The 10966-nt window shown below is 60.0% G+C and carries 6 protein-coding genes and 5 pseudogenes; 7 read left to right on the forward strand and 4 right to left on the reverse strand.

Annotation, left to right across the window (positions count from 1 at the left end):
* The first annotated feature begins 380 nt into the window (after nt 1-380).
* The 4 genes and pseudogenes from JAO75_RS24570 to istA form a co-directional block, all read left to right on the forward strand.
* Nucleotides 381-536: a hypothetical protein gene (locus tag JAO75_RS24570; protein WP_199051837.1), complete on the forward strand. Its 156-nt coding sequence runs from the start codon at nt 381-383 to the stop codon at nt 534-536.
* A gap of 521 nt (nt 537-1057) precedes the next feature.
* Nucleotides 1058-2092 (forward strand): annotated as a pseudogene (locus JAO75_RS24575) (IS110 family RNA-guided transposase).
* Nucleotides 2093-2643: 551 nt separating this feature from the next.
* Nucleotides 2644-4101 carry an adenylate/guanylate cyclase domain-containing protein gene (locus JAO75_RS24580; protein WP_199051838.1) on the forward strand — a complete coding sequence of 486 codons (1458 nt, stop codon included), beginning with the start codon at nt 2644-2646 and terminating at the stop codon, nt 4099-4101.
* Between the two features lie 355 nt (nt 4102-4456).
* Nucleotides 4457-5410 (forward strand): annotated as a pseudogene (gene istA / locus JAO75_RS24585) (IS21 family transposase); the annotation flags it as partial.
* Nucleotides 5411-5460: 50 nt separating this feature from the next.
* On the opposite strand, the gene JAO75_RS24590 reads toward istA, so the two are convergent.
* The 3 genes and pseudogenes from JAO75_RS24590 to JAO75_RS24600 all read right to left on the reverse strand — a co-directional run.
* On the reverse strand, nt 5461-6159 hold the full coding sequence (locus JAO75_RS24590) for an IS6 family transposase (protein WP_199051839.1): 699 nt from the start codon (nt 6157-6159) through the stop codon (nt 5461-5463).
* Nucleotides 6160-6262: 103 nt separating this feature from the next.
* Nucleotides 6263-6572 (reverse strand): annotated as a pseudogene (locus JAO75_RS24595) (transposase); the annotation flags it as partial.
* 343 nt (nt 6573-6915) lie between these two features.
* Nucleotides 6916-7596 (reverse strand): annotated as a pseudogene (locus JAO75_RS24600) (IS256 family transposase); the annotation flags it as partial.
* 270 nt (nt 7597-7866) lie between these two features.
* On the opposite strand from JAO75_RS24600, the gene JAO75_RS24605 reads away from it, so the two are divergent.
* The 3 genes and pseudogenes from JAO75_RS24605 (at nt 7867) to JAO75_RS24615 (ending at nt 10068) form a co-directional block, all read left to right on the forward strand.
* Nucleotides 7867-8409 carry a Ros/MucR family transcriptional regulator gene (locus tag JAO75_RS24605; RefSeq protein ID WP_199051840.1) on the forward strand — a complete coding sequence of 181 codons (543 nt, stop codon included), beginning with the start codon at nt 7867-7869 and terminating at the stop codon, nt 8407-8409.
* Between the two features lie 206 nt (nt 8410-8615).
* Nucleotides 8616-9281: a transglutaminase-like cysteine peptidase gene (locus JAO75_RS24610; protein ID WP_199051841.1), complete on the forward strand. Its 666-nt coding sequence runs from the start codon at nt 8616-8618 to the stop codon at nt 9279-9281.
* Between the two features lie 70 nt (nt 9282-9351).
* Nucleotides 9352-10068, forward strand: a pseudogene (locus JAO75_RS24615) (IS6 family transposase).
* 309 nt (nt 10069-10377) lie between these two features.
* Here JAO75_RS24615 and JAO75_RS24620 read toward each other — a convergent pair.
* A partial coding sequence (locus JAO75_RS24620; RefSeq protein WP_199051842.1) for an IS110 family RNA-guided transposase occupies nt 10378-10966 on the reverse strand: 589 nt, incomplete at its 5' end.

Genomic DNA, 10966 nt, shown 5'->3' on the forward strand with positions numbered 1-10966 from the left:
AGCTCTTCGGCCCTGCGGCCTGAGTGACCTATTCGACTGGATTCGTGTGCCCATTTGCAGGTTAATGCAACAAAGCCGTTCTTGCCTCCCATAGCTCCTCCCGATGGTGTCGGCATGCACAAGAAAAAGGCCGCTGTTCCAGCGACCCGAGTTGCAGAGGATCCTCCTCTGAAGGGAACGGCACCGCAGGACAGGTGCGGGCCCGGCAACCTTGCTACCAAATCAGACTAGCTATCGACATGAAATTTCGTCATGCGTCCCATGCTCGCAATACATGATCACAACCAGCGGGTCTGAATTATGTTTTCTTTCTCTCGCCTGGATGGCAGGAGCTATCACGACGGCAAGTTATCTTTCATCTCCCGAGCTGGGGAGTGGCTATGAACAGTGATGAGGATGACGAGGAGGAGGAGGAGCAATTAGTCGCTCGTCCGCTGACGACATCCGATGACAGGTTGGGAGTTGCCTGCCAATGGGGCGGGTTACTGATCGCCTTGGGCCTGCTCGCATATGCAGGGTTCTTCATCAGCCAATGATGATGCACACGTAAGGGAACTGTGGCAAACTTATCGGTAACTTAGTTCGGTCTATGCCTCCAGTAAGCTTCGGAGGTGAGTGATGTGCAAGGGCAGGCATTTCGACCGCTAGGTGATCCGGTTCTGTCGCAACTCCGGGATAGAGCCAAAAAGGCGGTAGCGAAGCCGCTTGGTACTCTAGCGGCAAGCCGCTCGAACTGTTCAGCGAGCGACCGTTGATGAGTGCAGGTCCTTTCCGAGTTACTACAACGAAGCCCCTCAGCCCGCAGCGTCACCTCGCGGGTCACGCGATCCCGTTTGGCGCCGCGGCCTGGGCGGCCGGCCGGCTTGGTAGACTGCGGCTGAGTGGCTTTCTCCATGCCGGAGGCTTTGAACGGCGGCCGCGGCGGCAGGTTCTTGAGCCGGGCGATCTCGTCCTTGGGGGCAGCGCAAGATGTGTTCCTGATCGATGGGGTGGATGGCTCCCGCTCCCGACGGTGCCAAGATGAGGCCGTTCAAGGTGGACGAGAGGGAGCAGAGACATGGGAGATATCACAACAGTTGGTCTGGACCTCGCCAAATCGGTGTTTCAGGTCCATGCCGTTGATGCCGAGGGCCGAGTTGCCATCCTCCGGCAAGTCCGGCGCCCCCAGCTTGTGAAGTTCTTTGCGGGCCTGCCGCCCTGCCTGATCGGCATGGAGGCCTGCGCGACCGTCCACTACTGGGCTCGCGAGCTCACTGCTCTCGGCCATGAGGTCCGGCTCATGCCACCGGCCTATGTAAAACCTTATGTGAAGCGCCAGAAGAACGATGCTGCCGATGCGGAAGCAATCTGTGAGGCCGTGACCCGCCCGACTATGCGCTTCGTGCCGGTAAAATCGCCCGAGCAGCAGTCTGCCGCGATGCTGCACCGCTCCCGGGCTCTCCTGGTGAAACAACGTACCATGTTCCTGCACGCGATCCGTGCTCACTTGGCCGAACTCGGGATTGCAACCGGGGCTGGGGTCTCTCAGGTCACGAAGATGGTGGGAGCTCTGGCCCGGGGCGAACCTCTCGACCTGCCCGATCTTGCCCGCGTGGTGCTGGAGACCTTAGCCCGGCTCGTGTTTGACCTTCAGGAGCGGCTGCGAACGATCGGCAAGCAGTTGGCGCACTGGCACTACACCAATGATCTCTCCAACTAGCTTGAGACAATCCCGGGCATTGGTCTTGTGACCGCCTCGGCCCTGGCGTCGAGTATTCCCGACCCCAGCGCGTTCCGATCAGGACGCCACTTTGCGGCCTGGCTCAGACTGGTGCCCAAGCAAAACTCACCCGGCGTGAAGACGCGGCTCGGGCGGATCAGCAAGCAGGGCAACAAGTACCTGCGCCAGTTGCTGATCCTGGGCCCGACATCGGTGCTGCGCTATCTGAGGCGGGAAGGCAGCCAGCCCTCGCCCTGGATCGCAGGGCTGCTCCGGCGGCGGCCGCCGAAAGTGGTGGCGGTCGCCCTGGCCAACAAGATGGCACGGATTGCCTGGTCGGTGATGATGCGTGGCGGTGAATATGAGGATAAGCCAGTGCTTCGAGCGGTCTGAATGGGCTGCTGGGTGACTGGCGCACGAGGTTGAGGCGCGGGAGGTAAGTGAAGGTAGCAGACGGTCGATCGCCAAGGACCAGCCGAACCCGGTTAGCGTGTCGGGCGTGACAGCCCGCTTAAACGATAGGGGATTGGTCCGGCGAAACCCTTCAAGGCCAGCAGTCACAAGAGACTGCATGAACAGGCCGGACACACGACTGCACTCGACAGCTGCTGCACGAGCGATACCGACCAGACCCAACGCGGGAGCCATCCACACACGGGCTCATCTTGGCACCGTCGGGAGCGGGAGCCATCCACCCCATCGTTTGGGAACAGTTCTTGTTCCCACCCCCTATAGCATCAATTTCCGTCGTCATTGCCGGTCCAGGCTTTGTCACCGCGAGAGCTCTGCCTCCGCAAATGATGTCTGTCGTCTGCAGCACGGTTTCCCGCTGGAGCCTTATACTCGCTTCAGTCTTCGCCATCTGATATGATCACAGGGGATCTCGGCCACTGATGCAGCGGCGGAGACGGCCACTAACACCTTATGGCTAGGTTAGGGCTGCGATGGAAGCAGTGGTGCACGAGCAGGCCCTGGATGAACGGCTCGCTGCCCTGGAGGCCGCTCGTGCCTGGAGCCCGCGCGTGATCTCCAAGCTGGAGAGCCACATCCGATCGGCCGATGATGCCGCCTTGTTCCGCATCAATCCGATCCGGTTCGCCACTGAGAAGAACATCGCCGAGGCCGAAGCCGTTGATCTGTTTCTTCACGGAGCATTCCTGGGCTTGTTCGAGATGGACTGGCTGCTGCTCTGCTCAGCCTGTTCGTGTGTGGTCGAGAGCTTTCACAGCCTCAAGGGCGTTCGCAGCCAGTTTCATTGTGGCATGTGCCGGGCTGATCTGGAGGCCGCGCTTGATGACTACATTGCCGTTACCTTCACGGTCTCGCCCCAGATCCGGTCCATCGCCTTTCATAAGCCCGAGGATCTCCCGGCCCGGGATTTTGCTTTCGCCTACAAGCTGACGGACGAGGGACTGCTGCCCGACGGGACACCCTTCGTTAAGGCGCTGCAGGGCTGGACCTCCGCCATCAGCTACCTGCCTCCGGGAACGACCCGGCTTGAGCTCGCGGTCCAGGAGGGGCTCCTGCATGCCTGGTCGCCTGACAGCGATGCTGGGTTCGACTTTCGGGTTGGAGGCGCACCGGCCATTTCATCCCAAACCGTCCACATTCATTTTCTGGGCAACCGGTGCGAACCGTCTGAGGGAACGGTGGCGCCAGGCCGGCTTGCCTTCGAGATCGAGAACGCGACTGGGCAGCAAGGCTTTATCGCTATCTCCGCCATCCCTGCTGAGGCCCTGCCCATTCTGGAGATCCCGCGGCTCGAATTTGTCACCCATTTATCTGGCAGTCGCCTGCTGGCAACCCAGACGTTCCGGGACCTGTTCCGCTCGGAAGCAATCCGGGCAGTCGAGGGGATTGGCGTCCGGGATATCACGCTGCTCTTCACCGACCTGAAAGGCTCGACCGACCTTTATAATCGTATCGGCGATCTCAACGCTCTGTCGCTGGTGCAGCAGCACTTCGAGCTGCTGCGGGAGGTCACGGTTCAGCACGGTGGCGCAATCATCAAAACCATCGGCGATGCCGTGATGGCGGCCTTCACCGAACCGACCGATGCCGTCCGAGCCTCGCTCGCGATGCTGCAAAACATGGAAGTTTTCAACCGCCGAACGCCGAACCGCGAGGTCATCCTCAAGATCGGCCTTCACCGAGGGGCAGCCATCGCCGTCACGCTCAATGAGCGCCTCGACTACTTCGGTCAAACGGTTAACATCGCAGCCCGCGTTCAGAGCTTGTCAGACGCAAACGAGATCTGTCTGACGAGCGAAGTTCTAAACGCACCTGGCGTCAAAGACATTTTGGCGTCCTATGCCATGGAACAGGAGAGGGTCCAGCTGAAGGGAATACATCAGCAGATACCGGTCTTCCGGATTCATTTCGCGGATATCCCGGCTCTGTAATCGCCGGCTCACCGCTTCCCACGGACACTTCGCCAACCTCCGAGAAGGCTTAACAGGGTTGCATAAGCACTGAGGTATAAAGATTTGCTCTGCTCCAGACCTGCCCTCTCCCCTCTCCTGCTGTCGGCAAGGAGCGGTGTGCAGCTGGCTCTTCCCTTCTGTGGCGAGAGCCTGCGCTGCCGATTGGATGCCCACAAGCTCGCGATCGACCGCTGCCATAATGCGCTGGGCGGTGCCAAGTGTGTTTCGGCGTGCAATGTTGACCCTCTGAGACGGGGGATCGGCATCCAAATTTGACCCCTGCGGCTGTCACGCGAGCAAACTGCCTGTCCTGGATCAGGATGGGTGGCAGGGGATGAAGGGCGTGGACACGATTGCACGGATCCGGCGCGAGTTCTTCGTGCGCGGCAAGACGATCAAGCAGATCGCCCGCGAGCTCCACATCGCGCGCAACACCGTCCGCAAGGTTCTGCGCTCGGGAGCCACCGAGTTCCGCTACGAGCGCGAACGCCAGCCTCTACCGCGGATCGGCCCTTGGAAAGAGGATCTGGATCGGCTGCTGGCGCTTAACGACGCCAAGCACGCTCGGGAACGTCTGACCCTGATCCGGTTGTTCGAGGAGCTACGGGAGCTTGGCTACGAGGGTGGCTATGACGCCGTACACCGCTATGCCAGGAGCTGGCGCCGGGAACAGTCCACCTCTGCGACCGCCGTCTTCGTGCCCCTGAGCTTTGCGCCGGGCGAAGCCTATCAGTTCGACTGGAGCCATGAGGTCATCCTGCTCAACGGCATGCCGGTCACCGTCAAAGTCGCCCATGTCCGGCTCTGCCACTCGCGCATGATGTTCGTGCGAGCTTATCCTCGTGAGAGCCAGGAGATGGTGTTCGATGCCCATGACCGCGCTTTCGCCTTCTTCAAGGGCGCCTGCCGGCGCGGCATCTACGACAACATGAAGACGGCGGTGGACGCCATCTTTGCGGGCAAGGAGCGGGCCTACAACCGCCGCTTTCTCCAGATGTGCGGTCATTACCTGGTCGAGACGGTCGCCTGCACGCCAGCCTCAGGTTGGGAGAAGGGTCAGGTGGAGAACCAGGTCGGGCTCGTGCGTGAGCGCTTCTTTACCCCACGGCTGCGGGTGAAGAACTATGACGAGCTGAATGCCTGGTTGCTCGATCAGTGCATCGCCTATGCCAAAACGCATGCCCATCCCGAGCACCGCGACCGGACGATCTGGCAGGTCTTCGAGGTGGAGCGAGCCAGCTTGGTGCCCTATCCCAGACCGTTCGATGGCTTCCACGCCATTCCGGCTTTGTTGCATTAACCTGCAAATGGGCACACGAATCCAGTCGAATAGGTCACTCAGGTCGCAAGGCCGAAGAGCTGGTTTACAAGGCGGATTTCGCCTGTCACGTCACGCTGTGCCAGGCCGCAATGGCCGCGGCGGATCATCCGCATCACCTCGAAGCCTTTGATGGTGGCGGAGGCTGTTGCCATCTTCTGGAAGCCGCGGGTCGGCCGGATAACGCGCTTGAGTGCTCCATGGTCGGGCTCAATGATGTTATTCAAATACTTCGATGTCCGGTGCTCAACATTATTCGACAGCAGGCCGTCCTTCCGCAGGCGCTGGATTGCCTTCGGATACGAAGCCAGTTTGTCGGTCGTGATGGATGAGGGAGGATACTCGCTCACCGTCCTCAGAGCTTTGCGCAAGAAACGATAGGCGGCGTTGGTATTACGGCGGTCGGACAGCATGAGGGCGATCAACCGACCGTACTTGTCGACAGCGCGAAACAAGTATCTCCACTTGCACCCGACGCGAACGTAGGTCTCGTCCACGCGCCATGATCCGGAACGGGAGCCCTGGTACTGGCGGATCCGCCTCTCAATCTCTGGAGCATAGCGCTGAACCCAGCGAAAGATCGTGGATGGGGCAACGACGACACCGCGTTCCTGCATCATTTCGGCCAGATCCCGATAGCTGATCCCGTACATGCAGTACCAGCGCACGCACAGCAAGATGGTCTCAACGGGAAAGCGGCGGCGCTTGAACAGAGACAACAGGACGGCTCCTCGATTGGCCGCTCCGGACTACATTGCCGAGGTTAACGCAACAGTACCTCCCCGCTACAGATTGCCCGTAGCTACTTCGGGCGTTATCACGCTAACGCCTGTTAGTGCTTAGCCAGTCGATTGCTGCGGCGAGGCAGAGCACGTCCATGAAGGATGAGGCGGTCTTCTCGCAGCGGGTTGCAACCCGCTCGCCGTTCTTTGAGCCTAGCCCAGAGCCGCTCGACGACAGTGCAGTTGGTATAGGTCCAGTCCGGACAGGAGACCGGCGCCTCATTAGACTTGGCCGGGATTGCCGGCCTCGCACCGATTCTCCAGATGTGCTCGCGGAAGCTGTGACTGTAATATCCGCGAGCAGCCACCACCCACGTGGACACACCCGGCAGCGTGTCGAGCAGCGGAATGGGGTCAGCGCAAGATCTGTGCCTAATGACACGGTAACGAAGTACGTAGCAAGAACGCAGGCCCCTGAGGCAAACAAGCGATCTCCGCGACACCTGCATATGCCCCGAACCCGGGTGTCTGCGCCATCATTCCAAGGCAGAACGACGCAAGGAGAGGAGTACGGCTCACCAAAGTGTCGTCCATGAGAAAGGAATGCTGCCCGCGTATGTCGGGCAAAACAGAGAAAGCAACAGTTTCAGAAGGGTACCAGATCGACATGAGCATCATTTGGCTTCACGGGTGCCGTTGCGGGTTGTGTAGAAATTCGGGTGGCGCGATCTCCAGCATGAACATCGTATTAGGTCAGGCTGCGAGGTCAATCGTCTCCTTTGTTTCTGATGCTTGTGTGAGTGTCTTCCAGCCGTCGACCCTGCGCATGGTGATCTGACCGGACGCCAGCAGAGCCCAGACCAGCATGGCGGCGGTGGCATCCGAGGGCAGCACCGTCTGGGTTTTGATCCGCCGTTTGAACTCCTCGTGCCGCCGCTCGATTGCATTTGTGGTTCGGGCCGACTTCCACTGCGAGGGCGGCAGCTGCGTGAAAGCAAACAGCGCCTCCCTCGCTTCCTCTAGGCAGTCGGCCACCGCCCAGTGGCGCACCCACCACTTGCGCAGAAAGGCTTGGCGGCGCTCCTCAACCTCCTCGACTGTGGCGGCATAGATCATGTCGGTGTACTCGGCCGTGATCTCGTCGTAGAGACGCTTGGGCGCATGAGCGAGCAGGTTGCGGTGCTTGTGTACCGTGCAGCGCTGCAGCGGAACGCCCTCTCACACTACCGCGAGAGCCTGCTCCAGGCCCGGCGCGCCAGCGACGATGACAAAGGCCGGCCGGCGCAGCTGGCGGGCGACCAGATCGTCGAGCACCGTACGCTAGGCGGCCGTGGTCTCGCCGCCCATGTTCTTGACGGCCAGCAGCACCTTCTGACCATCCTCGCGGATGCCGATCACCACCAGCAGCGAGATCGAGGTGGCCTTCCTGTCGAGCGCTGGAGTGCTAAGGACTTTAGCACGTACCCAGACAATGGGTGTGCAGACCTCAGCCGGTTCAAATCTATAGTTGTGGGGCACTGTCACTGGACATCTCAAGTACGTGAAGGATATTGCCCTTGCCAAGCGAGACGCGAAAGAATAAGTGCCGATCATATCGCAGGTATTTTTCTGAACTCCGCAGTTAACGCCTGATGATGATCAACGCTGTTATGTACTCACATCATCCGCCACCGAGTTCTGTGGGCGGAAAAGGACAATAATATCATGAGCGAGAGCGCAACCTCTCCAAACTATATCGAACTCTGTGCTGATATCGTCTCGGCCTACGTCAGCAACAATTCCGTTCCCGCCACCGACCTGCCGGTACTGCTCAACTCGGTCTATGCCGCCCTGACGAAGACCGCACAGGGTCAGAAGGAGGAGCCCAAGGCTGAGTTGGTGCCTGCGGTTTCGGTGCGGAAGTCCGTCACCCCGGACGCGATCATCTGCCTGGAAGATGGGAAGTCGTTCAAATCGTTGAAGCGCCACCTGCGCACGACCTACGACATGACGCCCGAGCAGTACCGCGCCAAGTGGAGCCTGCCTGCCGATTATCCGATGGTCGCCCCCAACTATGCCAAGGCGCGTTCCGAGCTTGCCAAGACCATAGGACTCGGCCAGCAACGCAGGAAGGGCAAGGCTCCGGTGGAAGCTGCTGCCAATGATGCTGCTCCTGCAAAGCCGAAACGGGCTGCCGCCAAGGCCGCTGCAACGTCCGACGAAGTGACTGCACCGGCTAAGAGACGCCGGACAAAGAAAGCTGCATAGTTCATCCTCTTTGTATGGATTGGCCAGAGCCGCACATGTGCTGCCTGCTAAACCCGGTGCTACCAAGCGCCGGGTTTTCTCTGCGCCATCTCTATGCTGCTTATCCATGGGCTGCGTCGGTTATGCCGCTCCCTGAGTGTGGATTGCATTAAGACCCTGTTTACCAAAATTGCCCATCGTATCGGCTCCGCGACTGGAGCCTTGCCATGGATCATGATGATCAGGCCCTCTATAGCCGTCTTGATCTGAGCGGCGGCATCAAACGAAATGCTCTGAAGACTGGGTTGATTGGCATAGCGTTTGCGGCACTTGCAGGCTCTGCCTCTGCCGAGAGCTTTTTCCCGGCTGACCCCATGCAAGTCTTAGGACCCGCAAGCCCAACCCATGCCTGGATCAGGTTCTGCGAAAGCCACCCTCACGAATGCCATGTCGATCTCTCGCAGCCCGCGCGGATTTCGCTCAACCGGCAGGTTTGGACCACGCTTGAGAAGGTGAATGAGCGCGTAAACGCATCAATCCTTGCCATAACAGATCAGGATCACTGGGGTGTTCTCGACCGGTGGGACTTTCCCTATGATGGACTTGGCGATTGCGAGGACATCCAGCTTCTGAAACGGAGGCTTCTGGTCGAGGCGGGTCTGTCCCACCGCGCCATGCGGATGGCAGCCGTCATTGACGAGCAGGGGCAGGGACATGCTGTGCTCGTGGTCCTGACGGACCGTGGCGACCTCATTCTCGACAATAAGCGAAATGCCATCCTGCCCTGGCGAGGGACCGGCTATGCTTTCATCAAACGTGAAGGAACGAACAGCAGGGCATGGGTCGATCTTGGAAATCAGCTTGCACCTGTTGTGACAGTAAGTCGTTGGTAGGGCTCTGTTGCAGCTTTGAATGTTCCCGTCCCCGGGGCTATGACGGTGAGAGCATTGGGAGGGGTGTGTGGTGACAGCAGGCAAGAAGAACCCGTTCAAGGGTCGGCAGTTTACGGTGGAGATCATTCTGTGGGCGGTGCGCTGGTACCTGCAGTTCCCGATCAGCTACCGCGATCTCAAGCGTATGCTCTCGGATCGAGGTATTCAGGTCGATCATACGAGCCTATTCCGGTGGATCCAAGAATATGCACCGGAGTTAGAGAAGCGCATCCGTCCCCATCTTCGTAAGACGAACAGCTCCTGGCGGGTCGATGAAACATAGATCAGAGTGAAGGGGAAGCGGGTGTACCTCTAGCGTGCTGTTGATGCGAGAGGGCAGACCGTCGACTTTCTGCTCTCACCCAAGCGGGATGCGGCTGCCGCCGGACGCTTCCTCCGTAAAGCGCTGAAGCAGTCGCATACGGTCAATCCGCGAACCGTCACGGTCGGCAAGAACGCCGCCTATCCTATCGCGAGTAGGGCCATGAAACGTGCCGGCGAGCTCTGGCGCTTTGCTAAACTCCGGCAGGTGACATTCTTAAACAACATTGTTGAATAGGATCACCGGCACATCAAGCGGCTGATCCGTCCTGGGCTGGGCTTCAAGAGCTTCACGACGGCCTCACAGACGACTGCGGGCTACGAGGTCATGGCGATGATCCGCAAGCGTCAGGTGGCGATCGCACGAGCGAACGACATGAAGGCCCAGAGTGATTTCATCGCGTCTCTCTTCCGTGTTGCTGCCTAACCTGAACCCTCGTCCGGCCTTCGCTTGACCTAGGTTAAGGTTTGCGACCTGTGTGGACGCCCGGCAAAACGCAAGAAGAATCTTCGGGTCGGTGCAGCGCGTGGTCAGGGCTGACATGTGTGCGGCCTCTACTGCGGCCATTCATACGCCGCGGGCCCGGATGGGTGTTCGCGGATCAGGTCCAATTCGGAACCACGCGCTCAAGGCGCTCGTCGCAAAGCTGGTTTTCCTGATCCCGTCTCATTGACCGTTGCGCCATCTCTCTCCTTTGACCTTCCCACGTCCCAACAGCCCCTCAGCCGCGACGGCTTATGCTGCTGCGACTGGAGCCTGATAGATCCCGCCTCTGGCTGTCAGAGCCCAGACGATGCGGGCCATCTTGTTGGCCAGCGCCACCCGCACCAGCATCGGTGGCTTGCGTGCTATCATGCGCGCCATCCACGAGCCTGCCGGAGCTCCGTTGCGCGCCACCCAGCGCACAACGGCACTGGCTCCAATGATCAGCAGGCGGCGCAAGGTTCGCTCGCCCATCTTGGAGGTGGCGCCGAGCTTCTGCTTGCCGCCGGTCGAATGTTGCAGCGGCGTGAGCCCCACCCAGGCGGCAAAGTCCCGCCCGCACTTGAACGTCTCGGCTGGCGGTGCAAGCGTCGCCAAGGCCACTGCGGTGACCGGACCAACGCCGGGAATGGTCATCAGCCGCCGCGCCGTATCGTTCTCTATTGCTCGCTTGGCCACCTCGCGGTCCAGATGGGCAATTTGTTCGTCCAGCCGATGGAGCGTGTCAGCCAGCATTTGAAGGACTGGACGGGCAATCTCCGGAATTGGCTCGTCCGGATCCTCGACAGCCCGCACGAGGTGAGGAACGTGAGCCGGACCTTTGGCCACGGTGAGCCCGAAC

Origin of the sequence: Microvirga splendida (assembly GCF_016427565.1) — a bacterium.
In the GTDB taxonomy this organism is placed as follows: domain Bacteria; phylum Pseudomonadota; class Alphaproteobacteria; order Rhizobiales; family Beijerinckiaceae; genus Microvirga; species Microvirga splendida.

What these genes read in the sequence shown, in the direction of transcription:
- JAO75_RS24570 (WP_199051837.1), top strand. Translation starts at nt 381, where the DNA reads ATGAACAGTGATGAGGATGACGAGGAGGAGGAGGAGCAATTAGTCGCT.
- JAO75_RS24580 (WP_199051838.1), top strand. Translation starts at nt 2,644, where the DNA reads ATGGAAGCAGTGGTGCACGAGCAGGCCCTGGATGAACGGCTCGCTGCC.
- JAO75_RS24605 (WP_199051840.1), top strand. Translation starts at nt 7,867, where the DNA reads ATGAGCGAGAGCGCAACCTCTCCAAACTATATCGAACTCTGTGCTGAT.
- JAO75_RS24610 (WP_199051841.1), top strand. Translation starts at nt 8,616, where the DNA reads ATGGATCATGATGATCAGGCCCTCTATAGCCGTCTTGATCTGAGCGGC.